Below are 23,316 nucleotides of genomic sequence, written 5' to 3'. Positions count from 1 at the left end.
TGTCCGATCTTTCGTGCCCGGTTTTAACTGCTGAGATTTTACTGAGCGGTCAACCACTGGAACCGTATCCTGTTCGTCCGTCAGCAAGGTGATGGCAGACGATTGAGGATATCGCTCAGCACAGAATCCGGCGACTGGCGAATATCAATCCAGAGGGCTTCGCCCAGTTCAGGTTCCACCAGCGTCGAAAACTGACTTTCCAGCATGCTCCGGCCGGTAAAATAGTGATTGTCACGCTGCTGATAGCGCTGCCAAATCGTCTCGACATCGCCCTGTAAATAAATCAGGCACAGCTCTTCAACGCCTTGTGAAAGCTGCACTCTGTATTCAGGTTTCAGCGCCGAGCAAGCTAGTACGACATGAGGCTCATCACGCAACAACTGGTTCAGGCGAGCCAGCCATTCGGCACGATCGGCATCGGTCAGCGGGATCCCCACACGCATCTTTTTCACGCTCTCGGGCGAATGAAAATCGTCACCATCAAAGAACTTCAGCCCCAGCGTCCGGGCAAGACGACGACCGATCGTACTTTTACCGCAGCCGGATACACCCATCACCATCATTTTTCTCGGTTTCACCGCCATCCTCTCTGCCCTCATGTCATCAGGAACATTTCTGGAAGATTACAAGGTTTCGCTGAAATATTTGACTGAAATGTTTCGCTGATCGCCACAGTGCTGACCGCAGGAAGACAAGGTCACTTCTAAACCTGACGCGAAGTGATCTCGAACTGCATTGCACTTGAGACATTGGTTAAGAAATACACACAATTCTGTCTATGAAGGGCATCACAATAACGTCACCTGAATCATCTTTATCTACAATATAAGACACAGCGCACATATACCTAAACAGCAACCTATTTGATGAAAAAGAATTCATTGAACAAATGTCATGTTTCACTATTACCATATAAATCAATAGCTTTGTGAGATGCCTCGCATTGCATTAGTATATGTGCACGTGAACCTATGGAGGGAGTTGTTTATGCGTGTGGGTGTACTGATGGGAGGGGAATCCAGTGAACGGAGTGTATCATTACGATCGGGACAGGCCGTGAGTGATGCCATTACTGAACTGGGTTATGACGTGGTGGCCATCGATCCGAAAGAACTGTATGAAACGTTAGACGCGTTAACATCGGTTGATAAAGTTTTCATTGCGCTCCATGGCAGTCTGGGAGAAAGTGGTCATGTGCAAGGATTACTGGACTGGCTGAAAATTCCTTATACCGGGAGTGGACTGGCGTCGTCCGCATTGTGCCTGAATAAACTCCGAACCCGACAAATCCTGGCTCAACGCGGGTTTCACTATGCCAACTGGCATAGCGTACACCGTGAGCATGCCATGGCAGAAAACATCGCGATCGCTGACTCAATGGGATATCCGCTGGTCGTCAAACCCAGTTCACAGGGATGCAGTATTGGCGTCAACAAAGTCGAATCCCCGGACGAACTGGCAACCGCCATCCGACAAGCCTTTGACTATGATGACGATATTCTGCTGGAAAGCTTTATCAGCGGGCGGGAATATACCTGTGGCATCCTGGGCGATCGTGCGCTGCCCGTCGTACAAATCTGTTCCGATACCTTTTTTGACTGGAGTGCCAAATTTGGTGCTCAGACGGCCAGTTATCACTGTCCCAGCGATCTTGCCGCAGAGACCGAACAAGCGATACAACAACTGGCACTCAACGCTTTCCATGCCTTGGGTTGCCGTGGCTGGGGGCGGCTGGATGTGATCCTGGGGGATGATGGAAAAATCCATCCGATTGAAATGAACACCTCCCCCGGAATGACGCCACGCAGTGTCTTTCCCATGGCAACCCGTGAGATCGGACTGGATTTTCCGCAGACGATCGAGCAGATCCTGGCCCTGGCCAGTTTTGATCCCGTGTAGATGTGTTCATGAAGAATATGCCCGGCGGCAGATCGAATGCCGGGCAACTTCAGCTTAGATGGTCACTTCCGCAAACCGCTGGCCTTCAACACTAAATTCCACGACCAACCCAGCCTCATCGTCCCGTTGATGAGTCACATTGACCGATTTACCCATGCGGGCAGCAATCAGTTGCTTCAGCTCATTGACCAGATTCTGTTTATCCTCTGCAGTCAGCCTTGTTGATTTTGCCATTGGCACCTCACTTCTCAATCCCATAAAAAAAACAGGCATCTTGTTGTTTATGCGACACTTTATTATCAAACAGAAAGTCTGATTTTCAGATGAATCCAGACAATACAGCCATAAATCCTTCTAAAACAACGACAAAGTGTGAGGACAAAACAGAGAAAAATTCATCTCCCATCGTGAGAGTGCATTGAATCAATTCCGGTAGGTTATATCGTCATTGACAGATATCACAAATGCGAATGATTCTGCATGACACCCCGACTGAAATACTCGTCGCAACTCGAAAGCTGGACTAGTTTCGATTGTATCTGTGGGGAGGATCCAGGGGGAATTATGAAACTGCAACATAAGATCATGAGTTGTCTGTTATTCACAGGCCTGCTGCCTGCGGCAGCGATCTCTTTACTCACCATGTATCAGGCCAGTCAGTCGCTGGAGCAACAAGCCTACAACCAGCTGGAGTCACTACGTGAAGTCAAGCAGGATGCGATTGAACGGTATTTCAATACCCTGACCCAGCAAATCACACTGGAAGCATCCAATCCACTGACACTCAATGCACTCCGCGATTTCCGCCAGGGTATGGCCGATCTGCCTGCGGCAAACCCCAATGCCCGGGCGCAAATCACTCAGTTTTATCGGGAACAGTTTTTACCACGCCTGAAAGAAAACGCCCCCAATCTGAACCTGACCGCAGAGACACTGGCCAACCAGCTTTCGCCAACTGCGCAGGCATTACAGTCGGCCTATATTGCCAACAGCCCCTACGGTCTGGGGGAAAAACAGCGCCTGCTTAATGCAGGCCATACCTTTTATGATCAAGCACATGAAAACTTCCATCCGTTCTTCCGGGATCTGATCGACAAGTCCGGTTATTACGATCTGTTCCTGATTGATGCGAAGACCGGCCAGGTGCTCTACAGTGTCTACAAAGAAGTAGATTTTGCCACTTCACTGCGTGATGGTCCGTTCCGCGACAGTTTACTCAAAGATGCCTACCAGGCCGGACTCCGTTTACCGCAAGGGCAGACTGCGCTGATCGATTTCAATCTTTATCTGCCGTCCTACCAGTCTCCGGCAGGTTTTATGGCTGCGCCAATCTATGACCAGAACACCCTCTCCGGCGTGCTGGTGTTCCAGTTTCCGATCGATCGCCTGACAGCCATCATGGGGGTCAGAGCCGGGCTGGGTCAAAGTGGTGAAACTTATCTGGTCGGCCCGGACAAACTGATGCGCTCGAATTCGTTCATCGATCCGATCAATCATTCCGTCGCGGCATCATTCCGCCACCCCGACAAGGGCAGCATCGACACCCAAGCCGTTCAGCGGGCACTGGCGGGTGAAAGCGGGATCGCTGAAATCACCGATTACAAAGGCAATACCGTTCTGTCGGCCTTTGCCCCGATTGCACTGGGTGGCACCAACTGGGTCATCGTTGCGGAAATCGATCAAGCGGAAGCACTGTCAGCCATCACGCGTCTTCAGTTCAGCGGTCTGACAATCATTCTTGCCGTCATTGCGTTGATCATCCCGGCGGCCATCTTCGTCAGCCGGAATATTACCCGTCCTATCGGCGGTGAACCCGAGCACATGGAACAGATTGCCAGCACGATTGCTGAAGGTGACTTACGTGCCAGTATGAAAGACAACGGTAGCAGTCAGGCAACGGGTGTATACGCCTCCATGAAAGCGATGACCGCCAAACTCAGCCAGATTATCAATCAGCTCAAAGTCGCTGCCAGCCAGCAACGCAATGAAGCGGAAGCACTGGCTGCCAGCGCCGTAGAAACCGCACAGGCGGTTTCCCAGCAGGAGCAGGAAACGGCTCACCTAGCCGTGGCCATTGATGAAATGAGTGCGACCGCCAAAGACATCTCGGGGAATATTGCCTCCGTGGCCCATGCCGGCAACGAAGCACAGAACAGCGTCAATGATTGCTCGCTCCTGCTACAGCAAAGTTCAGATAATCTCGGCAAGATGTCGGTGGATATGCAGGAAGCCAACCATAAACTCAGCCTGCTGAGAAAAAGTTCTGATGACATCACAAAAGTCCTGGAAACCATCCGTGGCATTGCCGAACAAACCAATCTGCTGGCACTCAACGCAGCCATTGAAGCCGCCCGGGCCGGCGAGCACGGCCGGGGGTTTGCAGTCGTCGCAGAGGAAGTTCGGGATCTGGCCCAGCACACACAGGAAGCCACCAATGACACCGCAGCGATGCTGGAGACACTACTCAGCCACGGGCGGGATGTCAGTGATGTGATGACCCAAAGTATCAACCATACCAGCCGGGTCTCTGAGCAGGCGGTCGCGGCAACCGAAGGCTTACAGCAGGTGGTCGCATCGGTTGAACATATCGCAGCCATGACCAGTCAGATTGCCGCTGCCTCTGAGCAGCAGTCGGCAGTGGCCGAAGAGATCAGCAATAACATTAATACGATCAATATGATGTCGCGGGATACCAGCACTGCCGTGGAGCAAATCTCCGCCAGCAGCGAAGAACTGTCCACGCTCTCGGCACAACTGGAACAGATCACCAGCCACTTCCGGGTTTAAGGCAGCCTCTCCCCAGCGCTTGAGTGACCCACGACGGGAAGCCAGAAATAAACAAGCCATCCGCTCAGGGATGGCTTTGCAACTGGGTGACTTTACGCTCAGCTCAGCGCACCAAATCAAGGCTGCCCTTCAAACTGTTTCACCCCTTCCGGGATTTGATACCAGTCCTGCTTTTCACGGGTCCAGACATGAAGGGTCGGCTCAATGATCCGGGTATTTTCCAGATTGCTCGGTTTCAGCTTAATCGCTTCCGGATGGTTCGGATCATAGTGATAAATTCGGTTCCCACAGGTCGGACAGAATTTAGCGGCACTGGTATTCCCGCTGTCTGCCAGACGCGACCAGTCTTTCATCTCCCCTTGGAACACTAAATCCTTGGCATCAACCATGGCGGTGATACTGAACGCACTGGTCGACAGCTTCTGGCATTCCTTACAGTGGCAGGCCACCACCATTTTCGGCGGTGCCAGCAACTGATAAGTCACGCCACCACACTGGCAGGCACCGCGGATTGGATAAGTGATTTGACTCATGTTCGCTCCTCAGCAAGTTTTGATGTGAATTCGGTATGATGATGCTGTCGGTGCAGGGCATAGATGGCATGGTCCAGAATACGGCCATTGAGGTTTTCGCTTCGGGAAATCACCCCTTCCCGGGTCATCCCCAGCCGCTCTGCAACCGCCCGACTGGCCTGATTCTCAACCGCTGCAGCAATAACGACTTTTTCCATCTCCAGTTGCTCAAAAGCGATGCTGATCAGGTGGCGGCACACCCGGGTAATAATCCCTTTCCCCTGCTTATCGGCGGCCAGCCAGTAACCGATATCAACGGTTTTCAGACTGTGATTGATAGTGTTAAAACTACAGTTCCCGACGAGGGTCCCCTGATAGAAAATGGCGCAGACCATCGATTTGCCTTCGGCATACTCCTGAAGTGAACGACGGATAAAGTTCAGAAAATCAGATTCTGTGTTGCAATGCGGCGGCCATGCCAGCCACTGAGACAGATAATCGAAATGCGTGTTGATGAGTTCTACATAACGGGGGGCAAAAGAAGGCTGGACCAACGCCAGCTGAATATCCGTATCCACGGTCTGACTAAACATCGCTGCGATCCTTCAATGACTTATTCACCTGATAGCACAATGCCGAGAACTTTATCAAAATGCAAATACTCTTCACGGTTGCTGCATTTTGAAACGCGAACCGGAAACGGTTCGCAAAAATTGGTCTGCTGAAAACTGCACGCTCCGTCATTTTGGTTTGAAATCAGTCCGTTCCCTCAGTCATAAAAATTGGCACCGGAATTGCCTTGAACTGAATGGTGCTTCAATCACCAAACCGTGTTGTCTTCGCAAGAGAAACTTCAGGGAAAGGCTGTCTTTTTGCACACAGCAATTTGACAGCGAACAGGTTGTGTTTGTGCAAAAACAAAGCAGCGTCTGATGACGCTGCTTTTTTGTCAGATGACAGGCAGTTCTTCCTCCGCCTCTGGCAACGATTTGGGCGAGCCTGGCAAATATTGATCGCAGTAGAGGGTCATGAAATCTTCCCGGATTTTCGCTTCCAGCTCAGCAGCGAGAACCGTCGGACAAAAGAGTTTGAAATGCACCTGTTGCTCGCCGGTCGGTGTTGTCGTGATGTACAGATGCGGATCAGCGCCGGGCAGATCAACACCCGCATGTCGCTCAATCATGTGATTGTATCGTTGGGCAACATCAATAAAGTCGGCAATATGCAGGTTTATTTTCGCCAGCATGACCGGCACCATGGGATACAGATTCACCGTTTCTTTCACCGTCACTGTGAAACCGTGGTACACATAGCGCTTCATAAAATTCAGGTTCTTCACCGCTACGGTAAAAAACATACTATTTGGCAACGTGGTCGTTTTGCCCGTGTAATGGTACTGGCCCTGCTGCAGGGCGATCTCCTGAACCACTGTTGCCATCAGATTATGCTCAATCACCTCACCGTACACCGGACCGACTTCGATCCAGTCGCCGATTCTGAATGAACGTGAACTTGCCCGCTGGAGCGAGCCGGTCATACAGAGGATAATTTCTTTCGAGGCAACCACTAATGCCACGGCAATCGCAGTCAGCGACAAGGCAAACTTGCTGATCTCCGATTCCCACAACAGAAACAGGATCAGCATGATCAGAGTAAATGCACCGTTCTTGGTTCGTGAAATCCATTTCCGCTGCTCTTCGCTGAGAAAGCTCGCTTCCCCACGAATCCGTGCGATCGCCACCCGGCGAATCAGCACAGCAACCACAACAATGCATGCACTCAGTAAAAGTTTGTGCGTCAGTAAGTAGGTGACGACGAGTTCAGTTTTTTCCAGAAAGGGATCCCACATTTTTTGTTCTCATTCTGTTCTACACAGCGAATACGCAGTCAGAAACAGGGACGGCTAGACCATGAATGACAACGGGCAGTCTCCCCCAACCACCGTACATTTGTAAAGCAGAACGAGATCGCTTTTGTCTGGCTATCACATCCTTTGACGGCCATCAGACCAGATTAATGCGGGCTGATATAGTCGGTCCGTGGGTAAGGTTCCAGGGAATAATGAGATTCCAGGAAATAAACCAGATTCACCATTTCAGTGACCGTCATGACATCGTTAAAGCTTGGCATGACTGATTGGCCATCAACCTGAATCTCTTGGTCGTCGTAACCTTCGGCCAGTCTGTGAGAAGGATTGATCACCGAAGTCACCAGCTCAGGATAAGTTCTGATACGGCTCACTTCACCACCAAGGACAACTGGCGTATCCAGAGCGCGGGTCAGCTTCGATGCTTCGTCTTCAAAGCCAGTCATGCTATGACAAGCCAGGCACTGGTACTTCAGAAAAACAGCCTTGCCCTGTGCTTCATCCCCGGTTGGCAGACTGAAACTCTGACTGGCCGTGTCACATCCCGCCAGACCAGACAACGCACTGATCAGGATTGCAAACGTGTATGGTTTCATCTTTCCATACCTCCGAATTCAGGGCTGGCGCCCTTGGACAGAAACAGGTGCCGGTTTCCACCAGCACCCAATGAACACGCAAGAACAACCAATATCACGAGATTGGATCACGAGATTAGCGGACTTCAATTTTGCGCACTTCTGGCACATTCGCGACCGTTTTCGGCAGGATCAGGTGCAACACACCATCCTGATACGTCGCTTCGATATCATGTTCCGAGACATTTGCTCCAAACTGGAAGGTTCGTGCATAACTGCCATAACGACGCTCTTTCAGCACCGCTTCTCCTTCCTCTTTCTTTTCAGTCTCTTCCTGATGTTCCGCTGTGATGGTGAGTTTTCCCTGATGAAATGAAACCTGAATTTCTTCTTTACTGAATCCGGGTAATTCAGCCGTCAGCTCGTAGTTGTCTTTGCTTTCATGAATATCAACAGCAGGCAACTGGCTGGCTTGTTTCGTAAAATCATCCCCCAGAACAGGTCGGAAGAACCCCTGAAACAGGCTGTCGAAATCATGATCCAATAAAGAAGGAAAACCACCTTTTTTCATTTCAGTGCTCATGCTCTCTCTCCTTAAGGCGTGTTGACCACAACGGACTGTTCATCCGATATGAGTATAGTAAGCCACTGAAAATTGACGCCGCTCAAGTTTGATTCAAATCAAGATCGGATGGAAAAAATGACGCTGGACACCTCGGCTGATTCTCCCGGCCCTGCCGGCGTGAACAGATGCAAGGCATCATGCACGCCCTGAATCAACATCTGCATGGCAATCACGGTCAACAGTAACCCCATAATCCGGGTGATCACATTCACCCCATCTTTTCCCAGAAAATCGACCAGCTTTTGGGCATATAAAAAACAGGCCAGCGTCACCAGACAAAGCACGGCAAAAGCAGAAATAGTGATTAGAATATGCAGCAGGCTTTTCGCTGCTGAATAGTTCATGGCTGTCGCAATCGTCCCAGGGCCGGCCAGAATTGGAATGGCGAGCGGAGAGATTGAAATATCCTCCACTTCTTTACTCGGACTTTGTGTATGCATCGACGAACTGCTGCCCTGCAGCATGTGATAGCCGACCACAAACACCAGCAGTCCCCCAGCCAGTCGCAGCGCTGGCAGCGTAATGCCAAAGAGCTGAAAGATCCCTTTCCCGAGCAGGCTGAAAGCCGCCACAATAAAAAATGCAGCCGTCAGGGCTTTGATCGCCGTTTGCCGTTTCTCCTGCCCGGTCTGATGTGCCGTCAGTCCGGTGAAAACCGCCGTGTTGGCAATCGGGTTCATGATGGCAAAGAACCCCATGAAGACCGTCACACCCAGAGTCACCAAATCAATCATGTTACTGTCCTGAAAACATAGAGATGTGATTCAGTCTAGACTGAGGCGCTGCACTTTGGAGGATAAACCGATATGCATAGAAGCAGATAGCGAGGAAACAGGCGGAACCTCAGTACAAGGCCCGCCAGAAAAGAAATCAAAGGGAAATAAACAGCCCGGCCAGTGCCGCACTCATCAGGTTGGCGAAGGTCGCAGCCACGACAGCACGTACACCAAGCGTCGCAACATCCTTACGGCGTTCCGGCACCATGGCACCAATCGAACCCAGCTGAATCGCAATCGAGCCGATGTTGGCAAAACCACACAGCGCGAAGGTCACAATAATCTGGCTGTGCGCCGACAGCGACTCTTTCACGCTGGCATAATCCAGAAACGCAACGAATTCATTCATGGCGATTTTCTGTCCCAGCAGGCTGCCAACAGCCATGACTTCATGGCTTGGTACACCGGCCACAAACGCCAGCGGTGCAAACAGATAGCCAAAAATGCGTTGCAGGGTCAGCCCCTCGATATGGAACAGCGAGCCCAACCATTCCAGACCGGTATTGAGCATGGCAATCACACTCACAAAAGCGATCAGCATGGTACCGACTGCGACCGCAACTTTCATCCCGTTCATCGCCCCGGAAGCCAGCGCATCAATGGCGTTACTTTGATCGCTGTCTGACAGATCAATATTGCTCTGATCAACCGGCTGCTGGGTTTCCGGCACCATGATTTTCGCCATCAGCAGGCCACCCGGAGCTGCCATAAAGCTGGCCGCAATCAGGTACTTCAGGTCAACGCCCATCGCGGCATACCCCCCCAGTACGCTGCCTGCCACCGAAGCCATACCACCGACCATGACCGCAAAAAGTTCAGAGCGGGTCATCGAGGCCAGAAACGGACGGACCACCAGCGGCGACTCACCCTGCGACAAAAAGATATTGCTGGTTGCGACCAGAGATTCCGCACGAGTTGTGCCCAGCAGACGCTCCAGTCCGCCGCCAATCACACGGATCACCAGACTCATCACGCCCAGGTAGTACAACAGAGAGATCAGTGCGCTGATAAAAATGATTAAAGGTAAAACTTTGACAGCAAACACGAACCCATTTTCTGCCAGCGGGCCAAAGACAAAGCTGATCCCCTGATCGGCAAAACCAATCACAGAGGCGACGCCATGGCTCATTTTACCCAGCAGATATTGTCCTAAAGGAACATAGAGAACTAAGGCTGCCAGCCCCAGTTGCAAGCCGAATGCGCCCAGAACGGTACGCCAGCGAATGGCCTGACGATTGGTGGAGAGTGCGTAAGCGCACAAAAAAATAGCGACGATACCTGCCGCGCTGTAGAGGAACTGCATAAACCTACCTTGCAATGTCGAAGTCCGATGGCCGGTGACTTGGCGCACGCAAAGCTGCCGAAGGCGAGAATATCCGTCATGCGTCGCTGCCCTCAGTCACCAGGAAGCACATCAAAGCCCGGTCCGACATCCTTTGGCAGACAGATAGCTGTTGATAGCTGGCAACTGCATTGCCGAATCTGTGACAGATTCAACACGCAAGCCGGGAGCGCATAATAGTGTGATATAGCTCGAATTTCCAGCGTTTATTTATTGAGTTTACGAAGAAAACGTTTGCTTCTCTGAATGATAAATTCTCCAGCCATCGCCAGGGGTCTTTATGACCGATGAAAATCGGAATTCCTGCCCTGACAGAAACATACGAAGCACATTTCATCATCTTTGCGGGGTTTTTATCCGTCATGGATTCTCCCCGTCGATACGGGGAACACGCAGTAAGAAAGGCCAGCTCTTCTTTGTACTCCGGTTCATCCCCGTGCCTACGGGGAACACGTGACGGTTTACCAAATCACACGAGACATCGGCGGTTCATCCCCGTGCCTACGGGGAACACGCGGATTGCGTGAGGGTGGTTTTGGGCACCTCCGGTTCATCCCCGTGCCTACGGGGAACACCTGTTACTCATACACATAGCAAATCATCTCACCGGTTCATCCCCGTGCCTACGGGGAACACGAATAGAGCGCATCACTGTAACATTATTTCGCGCGGTTCATCCCCGTGCCTACGGGGAACACTGTATCCGTATTTCCTGTCACCATAACCCGCTCGGTTCATCCCCGTGCCTACGGGGAACACGTTAGTTGGTACTAGTGCGGTAGATGGTTTTTTCGGTTCATCCCCGTGCCTACGGGGAACACGTGGTTTGTGTCATCCAAATCGCCATCGAGCACGGTTCATCCCCGTGCCTACGGGGAACACACAGACTCGTTATTGATCAGTGAGCCAACTGCCGGTTCATCCCCGTGCCTACGGGGAACACTCTAAATTTATATTGCTGTTCTGAAAGGATTTTTTCAACACCAAAAATTCTACCAGATTTTTTTGGGGAAAAACGCGCATTCTTGCGGTTCTGTGAATACGGACAGTCCATCACGAAACCGCCTGTTTCCAAGCCCCTCATGGCCCTGCCCTGAAGCCTGAAAAACCGCTCGGATCAATCTCGCAAGACTCGGAGCAATTTCACAAAAATAGACGGATGACGCCTTCTGATACACCGGATCCTAACGCCACCAGGCACCCGTTTCAGGGATCTGCTTTGCCGTCACCGGCTGGCCGAACACGGGCGTGGACAGAGCAATCCCCCGAATCCTGGCTGCCTCAGAGACCCGTTCCAGCGGTTCATACCAGGCATGGAACGCCAGATCGAAGGTCCCGTTATGAATTGGCATCATGACTTTTCCCTGTAAATCCAGATGCGCCTGTGCCGACTCTTCCGGCGTCATATGGACACTGGCCCAGTCTTTATCGTAGGCACCGGTTTCCATCAGGGTGAGATCAAACGGGCCATATTTCTTCCCAATCGCTTGAAACCCATCGAAATAGCCCGAATCACCGCTGAAATAAAGACGGGTATCCGGGGTGTGAATGACCCAGGAGCCCCAGAGCGTCTGATTGCCATCTGTCAGGCTACGCCCGGAAAAATGCTGCGTCGGCGTGAAAACAACCAAAGTCTCGCCGTGCTGATGTTCCTGCCACCAATCGAACGTGCGAATTTTTTCTTCGGATACTCCCCATTTTTTCAGGGAAGCATCAACCCCCAGCGGCACCAGAAACTCTGTTGTTTTCGCAGCGAGCTTTTTCACTGCCGCTTTATCCAGATGATCATAATGATTATGGGAAATCAGCACCCGCTCAATGGGCGGCAATGCTTCAATGCTGATCGGCGTTGGATGAAAGCGCTTTGGCCCCAGAAAGCTGAAGGGAGAAGCACGTTCAGAAAAAACCGGATCCAGCAGCCAGTATGCACCCTGCACTTTCAGCAACACAGAAGAGTGACCCAGTTTGACGACATGTACCTCATCGTCACTCAGGGCATCAAGCTGCTCACGGCTCAGTGGCATTACTGGCAGCGCGCCAGACGGCGCGATATCCACCCGCTTTTCCGTCAGATAACGCCCCAGAATCCCCAGCGTCTTTTTCAGACCCGGCTGCTGTTTTTTCTGGGAATTGTGAAAGCTTCCCGCGTAAAAATGGTCGGATGTTTCTGCCGTTTCTGTCATTTCTGCGGATAAATCATGATTCATCATCAACACACCTGCTCCTAAAGCTGCCACACCAGCGAGTGCTCCTTTCAGACCACGCATCTGCACACACCAAAAGTAAACTATACGGTGTAGTTTTACATCGTCATATTTAAAAGTAAACCAGTCAGTGCAAGTTTTTTTGATCTTGGTTACAATGCCGGAGAAAGGTATGAGGACTGAGATGAAGTTATCGGAAAAGAAAAAGCTGGCGATTCTGGATGCCGCTGAGACGCTGTTCCACTCTCACGGCGTGGAGCAAACCAGCATGGATCAGGTTGCGGCTGAGGCGGGTGTTTCAAAACGCACCGTGTACAACCACTTTGAAACCAAGCAGGTGCTCTTTCAGGCCATCATGGCCCGAATGTTCGCCCAATTGGATCAGGGTGCGGCACAGCCTTTTGATGTCAACCGAGAGATTACTGAGCAACTGTCACACATTGCCCGACAGGAAGTGGCTTTGCTGACCTCTCCCCAGTTGCTGCGCATTGGCAAAATCGCCTTTATGCAGATGCTGCAACAGCCGGAACTCATGCAGTCACTGGATAACACAGACATCGGCTGCATGAAGACGCTGGTCCGTTTTTTACAAGATGCCCACGCAGCGAATGTACTGAAGGTAGACGACTGCGATTTTGCCGCCCGCCAGTTCATCTATCAGCTCAAGTCCTTCACGTTTTACCCCAAACTCTACGGGTTCAGCGAGCTTGAAAACACCAGTGAAGAGAAAGTGATTGAAGAAACCGTGAAGATGTTTGTGGCGAGATATGGGAAATGAAAACACTCAGCAATGGTCTTCGATGTGAGTGCTTTCATAACATGTCATCATCAATCCGTGATAACCGGGCTGAATACATGGAATTCAGTCTCTGATTCCAAAGTTTACCCAAGCAATCCTTTTCGCATCAGCCTGGGCTGGCGCGTCTTCAACGACGACCCGGAGTTTTTTTCCTGCCATGTAAGCCGAAATCGCCATCGATAACGTACTGTCATAGGCATCATCATTATTTTCCAAATAGGCAAAAGTGATATCACTACAAGCAGCATTCTTACCCGCCCCCATCAAGAGCAGCATTTTGTTGGCATGAAAAGAACCATCCTCGCGATCAGCCTGCACATAAACAGTTTTCAAAGCCACCTCACCACAGTCAATTGTCTCTGCAGCCTGAGCCGACACACTGGCAGCCATCAGTGCAGCCGTTAAAAGATATTTCATGATTTGCTCCAATCTGTTTTTATTAAGAAATAAGGAGCATAGGTTAAAGTGGATTTTGAACTAATTCAATACACAGAAAACCGCCTCATACGTCATCGCATAGAGCACCATTAATGCGGCCAGAGCGCGGATCTCATCCGGCTGTGATTCATCCAGCCAGACATAATCGTCCCGATTGACCATGGGCTGGCCTGACGAGAAGTGATATTCAGCGATGACACGTTCGTTGAAACGGACGCGGTTTCCACCGACCTCAATCGCATCTCCTTTCTCTTCGTTTTCAAGTAACGTCGTACTCTGGACATCCCAAACCTGTTGCTTCACTTGCGCTTCGCCACTGAGCAGCGCTGAATCATCGACAGACGATGAATTCCCCATCCCGAAGGTTGACTGTTTTTGAAAACATGCCTGGCGGTAATTCATGGATGCCAGTGTGCCGGTCATCCCCGAAAGCTGAAGCGCGACATCCTGTGTATTGCGCCGCTGACGACGATCATCAGGCACCGCATCGTCTTCGTTGTGATTCACCCAGCTTTTACGCACCTCGCCCTGAAAGTCAGCAAACCGGATGTATCTGCCGGACGCATCCGACTGTTCCTGAATCGTATATCTGGCGTGCTCAGTGAGATAATCCGGACGATCATGATGAAGTTGCAAACCACATCCGGTGAGCCAGAGTGTGGACAACAGATAAATGAATTGAGCCTTCAAAGCACTTTCCCTGTGTGAAGCATCAGTCCCTGAACATCCAGTATATGCAGACACGCTCGGGTTTTCATACTCCAATCCCGCAGAATGCTTCCTGGCCTGAACGTTGACAAACTTCGTCACATTCAGTGTAAAGCGGTGTGCATGATTGGTGTGTTTAGGGTAAGCCAGCCCGGCATCGGACGACAAATTCGCCACACTATGCGGTATCATCCAGACGGATATCTTCGCAGCAATGGGCTTCCAGATCATTTAAGACGGAATGAATACGTTTTGAGTCGTCCATTGAAACACGACCGTTTGATCCCTGAATACGCTGCATCTTAATCCGCAGCAGTACGGTATCCAAGTTTCACGAAAGTAAGCAACACACAATGAACAGCAGGCGAGAAAACATCAACCCGCTTTCCGGCGTTTGATGACAAGAGAAAGCGGGCATCTGTTTTGTAACGAGTAGAAACAACAAAGCCCCGACATTCGTCGAGGCTTTGTTGTTTGAAATTGGTGCCCGGGGCCGGACTTGAACCGGCACAGTGTTGCCACCGGCGGATTTTGAATCCGCTGCGTCTACCAATTTCGCCACCCGGGCAATGGCGCTCATTATACGTATACCGTCTTGATGCGCAAGCAACTTTATCAGGGGGATCAAACTGTTTGCTTGTTTTTTCAGCATAGCGTTAACCCTTCAACCAATTTGCTCCCGTTCCGTCACATTTTCCACATTGAATCAGCAACGTGACTGTGAACCAGACCCGGTGTTGAATCTGGTATCTTCAGGTCACTTAGGTATACACTGGGCGCCAGAATTTTTGGACCCGCAAAAATTGCCGGCCCCTTTTGATTTTTTCTGGTGGAACCATGACAACGAAAGCAAACCAAAACGCGATTCCGACAAAACAGTATCCGGGGCTGTTTCGCCGTATTGGCGCCTGGATCTATGATGCACTGGTCGTGGCGGCCGTGCTGATGATCGCTGGTGGCCTGGCGATGGCCATTATCGCGATCCTGCTCAACACCGGTGTGCTGACACTGACCCCTTATCTAGATGCCAGTGATTACCTCACGAAACATCCGGTTGCAGCACCGTTATATTCCATTTATCTGGGGCTGTCTGTTGTCGCCTTCTTTGGCTATTTCTGGTGTAAGGCCGGACAAACGCTGGGCATGCGCGCCTGGAAGCTGAGAATTCAAAATGCAGACGGCTCGAATATTCGTTTCACTCAGGCCCTGATCCGAATGGCAACGTCAGCGTTTGGTCTGGGCAACCTGCTGGTGCCTTTCAGCCACACCAAACAATCGCTGCAAGACCTGATGGCAGAATGCGAGATGATTCTGCTGCCAAAACCCAATTGATTTCATCAAACGTCAGCGATCAAAAAGGCGCCTGTTCGGCGCCTTTTCTATTTCCTTTGACTGTACCGTCCTGAATATATCTCTCTTCCAGAGAACAATGGACACGCGGCTTTACAGTTTCCGTTTCAGCAGGTACAGCGTGATCAAGAGAAACACCAGACTTGGCCCCAAAGCTCCGATCACCGGGTGTAACCGGTACACCATACTGAGTGGCCCGAAGACCTCATTTGAAATGTAAAACGCAAAACCGAAGATCACCCCGGACAATACCCGGGCACCCATGGTCACGGAACGCAACGGGCCAAAGACGAAAGACAATGCCAGCAGCATCATCACGGCAATGGAGAATGGCTGCAGGGCCTTTCGCCAAAACGCCAGTTCATACCGGGATGCGTCCTGCTTGGTATCTTTTAAATACTTCACATACTCATACACCCCTGAAAGCGCCAGTTCTTCCGGTTTCACAGTCACCACGGCCAGCTTATCCGGTGTCAGGCTGGTCTGCCATAACTGGGTGTCATACTGCGTATTTTCCTGCTTTGTTTCCCCGATCTGTGTCACCGTCACATCTTTCAGTTCCCAGCCTGTTCCCTTGATGAAGGTGGCCGAACGGGCAAACAAACTCTCTTTCAGCACGTCGTTTTCGTCAAATTCCCAGATATTGACAGCATTCAGGTTGGTCTGCTCGTGGATCCGGCCGATATAGATAAAGTCATTGTCATCCTTGGCCCAGACCCCGCGTTGCACCGAAAACACGTTCCCGCCGGAGGTCCAGATAGCACGCAGCTCACGCGCAGCTTTCTGGGCTTCCGGTGCCCCCCACTGCCCCAGTACCATCACCAGCAGCATCAGTGGCACGGCTGTTTTCAGCACCGATAAACCAATATCCAGCTTAGAGAAACCAGCCGCCTGCATCACCACCAGCTCTGAGCTGGAAGCCAGAGTGCCCAGACCAATCAGCGCCCCGAGCAGCACCGCCATCGGGAAGAACATTTCAATGTCACGCGGCACACTCAGCAGAACATAAATCAGCGCTTTCCATAAATCATAAGTCCCGTCGCCCACTTTTCGCAGCTGCTCAACGTATTTGATAATGGCTGACAACCCGACCAGCGTCGACAGCGTCAGAGCAGACGTGGCAATGATGGTACGGCCAATGTACCAGTCGAGAATCTTAAACATCAGCCGCGTCTCCGGAATTTTTCTCTGAATTGTCGCATCGCTAAGGAATCCCAGCTGTTCAATGCAATGGCCACCAGCAACATCACAATATTGATGCTCCACAGGCCAATACCGACCGGCAAAGTCCCGTCTTCAACCGCAGATTTGGCTGCACTGATCGCCAAGAAGTAAGAGAGATAAATCAGCACCGCTGGTACCAGTTTGGCAAAACGTCCCTGCCGCGGATTCACCGCAGAGAGCGGCACCACCACCATGGTCAGCAACGGGATACAGAGCACCAGTGACATCCGCCACTGAAATTCAGCCTGAGCCGCCAGCTCCGGGCGCTGCATCAATGCCAGTGTTGGCAGGGCATCCCAGTCCCGGTTCTTTTCTTTAATGGCGCGCTGGCCGATCACAGCCTGATAATTATCAAACGAGGTAATGCTGTAATCCAAACGGGTTGGCAGTCCTTCATAACGAACGCCATCCTGCAAGTCGAGCACCTGACGGCCATCTTTCAGCTCGCTCACCGTGCCGCTGTTTGCAAACATCACACTCGGACGCAATGTATCGTTCGCGGTTGGCTGCGCCACAAACACCCGGTGGAGCTTACCGCCCTTTTCAGTGATGTCGTCAACGAAGACAACGCCCCGGCCATCCGGCGCGCCCTGAAACTGCCCTTTGACCAGCAGATCCAGACCAGAATCAGCTTCCAACTGCTCCATCACCTGGGTTTCTTTTTCAGCACTCCAGGGTGCCAGCCACAAAGCATTAAATGCAGCGATCGAACCCGTGATAATTGCCAGCCATAACGCAGCACGGATCAGAAAAGTATTTCCGATCCCTGTGGCATTCATCACAGTAATTTCACTTTCCGCATATAATCGCCCAAATGTGAGCAAGATCCCGATATACAGACTCAACGGCAGCATCAACATCGCCATAGAGGGCATGTATAAGCCCATCAGAGTCAGCACCAGATCACCTGGAATCGACCCTTCTGTTGCATCGGCCAGGATGCGAATAAACTTCTGACTAATAAAGATAAGAAACAGCACAAAAAGGACTGAAACCTGGCTCTTTATTGTCTCACGTGTCAAATAACGAACAATAATCACGCGTTATATACCCATAGAAAACTTGTTTTTTTGCTGGAATCACTATAATTTTCCGGTAAATCAGTTATTTTTTTATCTTTCGGCTAACTGTCTGCCTGCACTAAATCTGAACCTGAATTCAAGAGCCAACAAGTCAGTGCGGCATTATGTAACATTTAGCCTTAATTGTCTTTATAGGATGTAGGAGTACGCATGGAGTTCAGTGTTAAAAGTGGTAGCCCCGAGAAACAGCGCAGTGCCTGTATCGTCGTTGGCGTTTTCGAACCACGCCGCCTCTCTCCGATTGCTGAACAACTGGATAAAATCAGCGAGGGTTACATCAGTTCCTTGCTGCGACGCGGCGATCTGGAAGGTAAACCCGGCCAGATGCTGTTGCTGCACCACGTCCCGAATGTGCTGTCCGAACGTGTCCTCTTGGTCGGCTGTGGTAAAGAACGTGAGCTGGATGAACGCCAGTACAAGCAGATCATCAAGAAAACCATCAGTACCCTGAATGAAACCGGGTCGATGGAAGCCGTCTGCTTCCTGACAGAGCTGCATGTCAAAGGCCGTGACACCTACTGGAAAGTCCGTCAGGCGGTTGAAACCACCAAAGACAGCCTGTACACCTTCAATCAGTTCAAGAGCACCAAACCGGAAACCCGTCGCCCACTGCGTAAACTGGTCTTTAATGTCCCGACACGCCGTGAACTGTCACTGGGTGAGCGTGCCATAAATCATGGCCTTGCGGTAGCTTCTGGTGTCCGCGCTGCGAAAGATTTGGGCAACATGCCACCAAACGTGGCGAATCCGGCTTATCTGGCCTCACAGGCTCGCCGTCTGGCCGATGATTTCGAAACCGTCAGTACCAAAATTATTGGCGAGCAGGAAATGAAAGAGCTGGGCATGACGTCTTATCTGGCTGTGGGCCAGGGCTCTAAAAATGAAGCCATGATGTCCGTGATCGAATATAAGGGCCATCCGGATCCGACGGCTAAGCCGATTGTGCTGGTCGGTAAAGGACTGACTTTCGATTCCGGCGGCATCTCAATCAAGCCGTCCGCCAATATGGACGAAATGAAATACGACATGTGTGGTGCCGCGACGGTGTTCGGTGCAATGCGTTCTCTGGCCAAGCTGAACCTGCCGATTAACGTGATCGGTGTACTGGCTGGCTGTGAAAACATGCCGGGCGGCGCTGCATATCGTCCGGGTGACATCCTGACGACCATGTCCGGTCAGACCGTTGAAGTGCTGAATACCGATGCGGAAGGCCGTCTGGTGCTGTGTGATGCGCTGACTTATGTAGAGCGTTTCGAGCCGGAGTGTGTGGTCGATGTTGCGACGCTGACCGGTGCCTGTGTGGTTGCACTGGGCAACCACATCAGTGGTCTGCTCGCGAACCACAACCCACTGGCGCACGAGCTGGTGAACGCATCAGAGCAAGCGGGTGACCGTGCATGGCGTTTGCCAATGACCGATGAGTACCAGGAACAGCTGGCCAGCCCGTTTGCAGATATTGCAAACCTGGGCAGCCCGGGTGCCGGTACCATCACCGCAGGTTGCTTCCTGTCCCGTTTCACCAAGAAATATAACTGGGCCCACCTGGATATCGCAGGCACAGCCTGGACTGGCGGCAAAGATAAAGGGTCTACCGGTCGTCCGGTGCCACTGCTGGTCCAGTTCCTGCTCAACCGGGCCGGACTGGAAAACCTCGATTAATCATCATCGACAGAGGGGCCAGCCGGCCCCTTTTTTCGGATAGACATTTATGAGCCATGCTACCTTTTATATCATTGATGACGCCGCCCCCGAGGCACGGCTGAAACTGGCCTGTCAGCAGGCAGCATGGCGCTATCAGCAAGGACAATCCGTCTACTTACTGGCAGAAAGCCGCCAGCAGGCAGAATGGCTCGACGAGTACCTCTGGCAACAGGACCCCGACAATTTTGTACCTCATAACCTGATAGGGGAAGGCCCGCGTCAGGGGTCGCCAGTCGAAATCGGCTGGCCCGGCATGCGACACAGTGGCCGGCGTGCCATCCTGATCAATCTCGCTCAGGATGCACCAAATTTTGCCGTGACCTTTGCACAAGTGGTAGACTTCGTCCCTTGCGATGAAAAACTCAAGCAGCAGGCCCGCGAACGCTATAAAGTGTACCGCATGGCAGGCATTCAATTGCAGACAACGGCTGCGCCTGAGTCGCCCTAATTCCACCTAGATCCATCAAGAGCGCTATGGAAAAGACATATAACCCACAATCGATTGAACAGGCGCTGTATCAGCGCTGGGAAGAGGCCGGTTACTTCAAGCCTCACGGTGACACGACGAAAGATGCCTACAGCATCATGATCCCACCGCCAAACGTCACGGGCAGCCTGCACATGGGCCACGCATTCCAGGATTCCATCATGGATACCCTGATCCGCTGTGAGCGTATGAAAGGCAAAAATACCCTGTGGCAGGTCGGTACTGACCACGCAGGTATTGCCACCCAAATGGTTGTGGAGCGCAAGATCGCAGCAGAAGAAGGCAAAACAAAGCACGATTACGGTCGTGAAGCCTTCATCGACAAGATCTGGGAATGGAAAGGCGAATCCGGCGGCACGATCACCAAGCAGCTGCGCCGTCTGGGCGCATCCGTCGATTGGGATCGTGAACGATTCACCATGGATGACGGTCTGTCCAATGCCGTCCGCGAAGTCTTTGTTCGTCTGTATGAAGATGATCTGATCTACCGCGGCAAGCGTCTGGTGAACTGGGATCCGAAACTGCACACCGCAATTTCTGATCTGGAAGTTGAGAACAAAGACAAGAAGGGCCACATGTGGCACTTCCGTTATCCGCTGGCTGACGGTGCGAAAACCGCAGACGGCAAAGACTACATCGTGGTTGCGACCACGCGTCCGGAAACCATGCTGGGTGATACCGGTGTGGCCGTGAACCCGGAAGACCCGCGCTATAAAGATCTGATTGGCCAACACATCCTGCTGCCAATCGTGAACCGCCGCATTCCAATCGTGGGCGACGAGCACGCGGACATGGAAAAAGGCACCGGCTGTGTGAAAATCACTCCAGCGCACGACTTCAACGACTATGAAGTCGGCAAACGTCACAGCCTGCCGATGATCAACATCCTGACTTTCGATGCCAACATCCGCAACGAAGCTGAGGTGTTCAACAGCAACGGCGAGCCAACAGACGTTTACAGCACCGATCTTCCAGCAGCTTATCAGGGCATGGAGCGTTTTGCCGCGCGGAAAACTATCGTGGCTGAATTTGATTCACTGGGCCTGCTGGACGAAATCAAAGATCACGACCTGACTGTGCCTTACGGCGACCGTGGCGGCGTGGTGATTGAGCCAATGCTGACCGACCAGTGGTACGTGCGCACAGCGCCGCTGGCTGAGCCTGCCGTGAAGGCCGTTGAAGATGGCGACATCAAGTTCGTGCCAAAACAGTACGAGAACATGTACTTCTCCTGGATGCGTGATGTGCAGGACTGGTGTATTTCCCGTCAGCTGTGGTGGGGTCACCGCATTCCGGCATGGTACGACAACGACGGCAACGTCTATGTTGGCCGCACGGAAGAAGAAGTTCGTGAAAAATACGGTCTGGCACCAGTAATCGTCCTGAAACAGGACAACGACGTGCTGGATACCTGGTTCTCGTCTGCTCTGTGGACATTCGGGACTCAGGGCTGGCCTGAGCAAACCGATGATCTGAAAGTCTTCCATCCGTCAGATGTGCTGGTGACCGGCTTCGATATCATCTTCTTCTGGGTTGCCCGCATGATCATGATGACCATGCACTTCTGCAAAGATGAAAACGGCAAAGCACAGGTTCCATTCAAAACCGTTTATGTCACCGGTCTTATCCGTGACGAAAACGGCGACAAGATGTCGAAGTCAAAAGGGAACGTGCTGGACCCGATCGACATGATCGACGGTATCGATCTGGAGTCTCTGGTTCAGAAACGAACCGGAAACATGATGCAGCCGCAACTGGCCGCGAAGATCGAGAAAAACACCCGTAAGACCTTCGAAAACGGCATTGAACCTTATGGTACAGACGCTCTGCGTTTCACCCTGGCTGCCATGGCTTCCACCGGCCGTGACATCAACTGGGACATGAAGCGTCTGGAAGGTTACCGTAACTTCTGTAACAAACTGTGGAACGCCAGCCGTTACGTGCTGATGAACACCGAAGATCAGGATTGCGGTTTTGCCGAAGGTGCCGAGCTGGAATATTCACTGGCAGACAAGTGGATCGAATCTCAGTTCGAGCTGGCCGCGAAAGAATTCAATGCGCACATTGAAAACTTCCGTCTGGATATGGCTGCCAACACCATTTATGAGTTCATCTGGAACCAGTTCTGTGACTGGTATCTGGAGCTGACAAAGCCTGTTCTGTGGAAAGGTTCTGAAGCACAGCAACGTGCGACCCGCCGTACCCTGATTACGGTACTGGAGAAGACTCTGCGTCTGGCCCACCCGGTGATCCCGTACATCACGGAAACCATCTGGCAGAGCGTGAAGCCACTGGTTGACGGTGTGGAAGGCGATACCATCATGACGCAGGCGCTGCCGCAGTATGATGAAGCAAACTTCAATGCGGACGCACTGGCAGACATTGAATGGGTGAAAACTTTCATCACCAGCATTCGTAACCTGCGTGCTGAATACGACATTGCCCCAAGCAAAGGCCTGGATGTGATGCTCAAAGCCGCTGATGACAAAGACGCTGCCCGTCTGCAAGCCAATCAGGCCGTGCTGGTTGCACTGGCGAAACTGGACAGCCTGCGCGTTCTGGCAGCCGGTGAAGAAACACCAGCCTGTGCGACCGCACTGGTGAGCAAGTCGACGCTGATGATCCCAATGGCTGGCCTGATCGACAAAGACGCCGAGCTGGCACGTCTGGATAAAGAGATGGCGAAGACTCAGGGCGAAATCAAGCGCATCGAAGGCAAACTGGGCAACGAAGGTTTTGTGGCGAAAGCCCCGGAAGCCGTGGTCGCCAAAGAGCGTGAGAAGCTGGATGGCTACAAAGAAACCCTGATCAAGCTGGAAGAGCAGAAAGCGACCATCGCGGCGCTGTAAGCGGTTTCAGTCAAAATCAAGACATGAAGAAAAAGAGGCCGGATGGCCTCTTTTTTTATCTGCTTTTTTATCCGTGCTTTCTGGCATTCAT

The 23,316-nt window shown here is 51.8% G+C and carries 22 protein-coding genes, 1 tRNA gene and 1 CRISPR repeat array; of the genes, 7 read left to right on the top strand and 16 right to left on the bottom strand.

Annotation, left to right across the window (positions count from 1 at the left end):
* Positions 1–80: 80 nt before the first annotated feature.
* Entirely contained in the window at positions 81–578 is a 498-nt protein-coding gene (locus EA58_RS16070) for a gluconokinase (RefSeq protein WP_036755325.1), read from the bottom strand.
* A gap of 409 nt (positions 579–987) precedes the next feature.
* Here EA58_RS16070 and EA58_RS16065 point away from each other — a divergent pair, with 409 nt between their 5' ends.
* Positions 988–1,899: a D-alanine--D-alanine ligase gene (locus EA58_RS16065; RefSeq protein ID WP_036755089.1), complete on the top strand. Its 912-nt coding sequence runs from the start codon at positions 988–990 to the stop codon at positions 1,897–1,899.
* 54 nt (positions 1,900–1,953) lie between these two features.
* Here the strand turns inward: EA58_RS16065 and EA58_RS16060 are convergent, their stop codons facing one another.
* Positions 1,954–2,133, bottom strand: coding sequence for a hypothetical protein (locus EA58_RS16060; RefSeq protein ID WP_036755086.1), 180 nt, complete (start codon positions 2,131–2,133; stop codon positions 1,954–1,956).
* 330 nt (positions 2,134–2,463) lie between these two features.
* Between EA58_RS16060 and EA58_RS16055 the strand changes: the two genes are divergently transcribed.
* Positions 2,464–4,686 (top strand): methyl-accepting chemotaxis protein, encoded by a 2,223-nt coding sequence (locus EA58_RS16055; RefSeq protein ID WP_036755084.1) that lies wholly within the window; start codon positions 2,464–2,466, stop codon positions 4,684–4,686.
* 116 nt (positions 4,687–4,802) lie between these two features.
* Here the strand turns inward: EA58_RS16055 and EA58_RS16050 are convergent, their stop codons facing one another.
* The 8 genes from EA58_RS16050 to EA58_RS16015 all read right to left on the bottom strand — a co-directional run bounded on the left by EA58_RS16050 (position 4,803) and on the right by EA58_RS16015 (position 12,650).
* A complete protein-coding gene (locus tag EA58_RS16050; RefSeq protein ID WP_200872196.1) occupies positions 4,803–5,210 on the bottom strand; it encodes a GFA family protein in 408 nt (135 codons plus the stop codon).
* A gap of 5 nt (positions 5,211–5,215) precedes the next feature.
* On the bottom strand, positions 5,216–5,791 hold the full coding sequence (locus EA58_RS16045) for a GNAT family N-acetyltransferase (RefSeq protein WP_036755079.1): 576 nt from the start codon (positions 5,789–5,791) through the stop codon (positions 5,216–5,218).
* A 356-nt stretch (positions 5,792–6,147) separates the two neighbouring features.
* A complete protein-coding gene (locus tag EA58_RS16040; protein ID WP_051642163.1) occupies positions 6,148–7,032 on the bottom strand; it encodes a mechanosensitive ion channel family protein in 885 nt (294 codons plus the stop codon).
* A gap of 179 nt (positions 7,033–7,211) precedes the next feature.
* Positions 7,212–7,661, bottom strand: coding sequence for a c-type cytochrome (locus tag EA58_RS16035; protein ID WP_036755076.1), 450 nt, complete (start codon positions 7,659–7,661; stop codon positions 7,212–7,214).
* Between the two features lie 115 nt (positions 7,662–7,776).
* The gene (locus EA58_RS16030; RefSeq protein WP_051642154.1) at positions 7,777–8,223 is read right to left on the bottom strand and encodes an Hsp20/alpha crystallin family protein; all 447 of its coding nucleotides are present in this window, start codon (positions 8,221–8,223) and stop codon (positions 7,777–7,779) included.
* 98 nt (positions 8,224–8,321) lie between these two features.
* Positions 8,322–8,999, bottom strand: coding sequence for a MarC family protein (locus tag EA58_RS16025; RefSeq protein WP_051642153.1), 678 nt, complete (start codon positions 8,997–8,999; stop codon positions 8,322–8,324).
* Positions 9,000–9,135: 136 nt separating this feature from the next.
* Positions 9,136–10,344, bottom strand: coding sequence for a NupC/NupG family nucleoside CNT transporter (locus EA58_RS16020; protein ID WP_036755073.1), 1,209 nt, complete (start codon positions 10,342–10,344; stop codon positions 9,136–9,138).
* 463 nt (positions 10,345–10,807) lie between these two features.
* A CRISPR array of direct repeats spans positions 10,808–11,326; the repeat unit is 29 nt; unit sequence CGGTTCATCCCCGTGCCTACGGGGAACAC.
* A 241-nt stretch (positions 11,327–11,567) separates the two neighbouring features.
* On the bottom strand, positions 11,568–12,650 hold the full coding sequence (locus EA58_RS16015; RefSeq protein WP_081819717.1) for an MBL fold metallo-hydrolase: 1,083 nt from the start codon (positions 12,648–12,650) through the stop codon (positions 11,568–11,570).
* 121 nt (positions 12,651–12,771) lie between these two features.
* On the opposite strand from EA58_RS16015, the gene EA58_RS16010 reads away from it, so the two are divergent.
* On the top strand, positions 12,772–13,365 hold the full coding sequence (locus EA58_RS16010; protein ID WP_036755070.1) for a TetR/AcrR family transcriptional regulator: 594 nt from the start codon (positions 12,772–12,774) through the stop codon (positions 13,363–13,365).
* 84 nt (positions 13,366–13,449) lie between these two features.
* Here the strand turns inward: EA58_RS16010 and EA58_RS16005 are convergent, their stop codons facing one another.
* The 4 genes from EA58_RS16005 to EA58_RS15995 form a co-directional block, all read right to left on the bottom strand.
* Positions 13,450–13,803, bottom strand: coding sequence for a hypothetical protein (locus EA58_RS16005; protein WP_036755067.1), 354 nt, complete (start codon positions 13,801–13,803; stop codon positions 13,450–13,452).
* A gap of 60 nt (positions 13,804–13,863) precedes the next feature.
* Entirely contained in the window at positions 13,864–14,514 is a 651-nt protein-coding gene (locus EA58_RS16000) for a hypothetical protein (RefSeq protein WP_152548082.1), read from the bottom strand.
* Positions 14,515–14,710: 196 nt separating this feature from the next.
* A complete protein-coding gene (locus EA58_RS21735) occupies positions 14,711–14,860 on the bottom strand; it encodes a hypothetical protein (protein ID WP_161781068.1) in 150 nt (49 codons plus the stop codon).
* Positions 14,861–15,013: 153 nt separating this feature from the next.
* A tRNA-Leu gene (locus EA58_RS15995) sits at positions 15,014–15,100 on the bottom strand.
* A 269-nt stretch (positions 15,101–15,369) separates the two neighbouring features.
* Between EA58_RS15995 and EA58_RS15990 the strand changes: the two genes are divergently transcribed.
* Positions 15,370–15,864, top strand: coding sequence for an RDD family protein (locus tag EA58_RS15990; protein WP_036755062.1), 495 nt, complete (start codon positions 15,370–15,372; stop codon positions 15,862–15,864).
* Between the two features lie 111 nt (positions 15,865–15,975).
* Here the strand turns inward: EA58_RS15990 and lptG are convergent, their stop codons facing one another.
* A complete protein-coding gene (lptG, locus tag EA58_RS15985; protein ID WP_036755060.1) occupies positions 15,976–17,046 on the bottom strand; it encodes an LPS export ABC transporter permease LptG in 1,071 nt (356 codons plus the stop codon).
* Positions 17,046–18,146 (bottom strand): LPS export ABC transporter permease LptF, encoded by a 1,101-nt coding sequence (gene lptF / locus EA58_RS15980; protein ID WP_036755058.1) that lies wholly within the window; start codon positions 18,144–18,146, stop codon positions 17,046–17,048. The genes lptG and lptF overlap by 1 nt, the downstream gene beginning before the upstream one ends.
* A gap of 192 nt (positions 18,147–18,338) precedes the next feature.
* Between lptF and pepA the strand changes: the two genes are divergently transcribed.
* Genes pepA through EA58_RS15965 form a run of 3 tightly spaced genes read left to right on the top strand, consistent with a single transcriptional unit; the run spans position 18,339 to position 23,225 of the window.
* Entirely contained in the window at positions 18,339–19,847 is a 1,509-nt protein-coding gene (gene pepA, locus EA58_RS15975; protein ID WP_036755056.1) for a leucyl aminopeptidase, read from the top strand.
* Between the two features lie 49 nt (positions 19,848–19,896).
* Positions 19,897–20,337 (top strand): DNA polymerase III subunit chi, encoded by a 441-nt coding sequence (locus EA58_RS15970; RefSeq protein ID WP_036755053.1) that lies wholly within the window; start codon positions 19,897–19,899, stop codon positions 20,335–20,337.
* 26 nt (positions 20,338–20,363) lie between these two features.
* Positions 20,364–23,225 carry a valine--tRNA ligase gene (locus EA58_RS15965; protein ID WP_036755050.1) on the top strand — a complete coding sequence of 954 codons (2,862 nt, stop codon included), beginning with the start codon at positions 20,364–20,366 and terminating at the stop codon, positions 23,223–23,225.
* Positions 23,226–23,316: the final 91 nt, after the last annotated feature.

The sequence above is a fragment of the Photobacterium galatheae genome (assembly GCF_000695255.1).
GTDB lineage: Bacteria > Pseudomonadota > Gammaproteobacteria > Enterobacterales > Vibrionaceae > Photobacterium > Photobacterium galatheae.
This window is presented reverse-complemented; position numbering and strand designations above follow the sequence as displayed.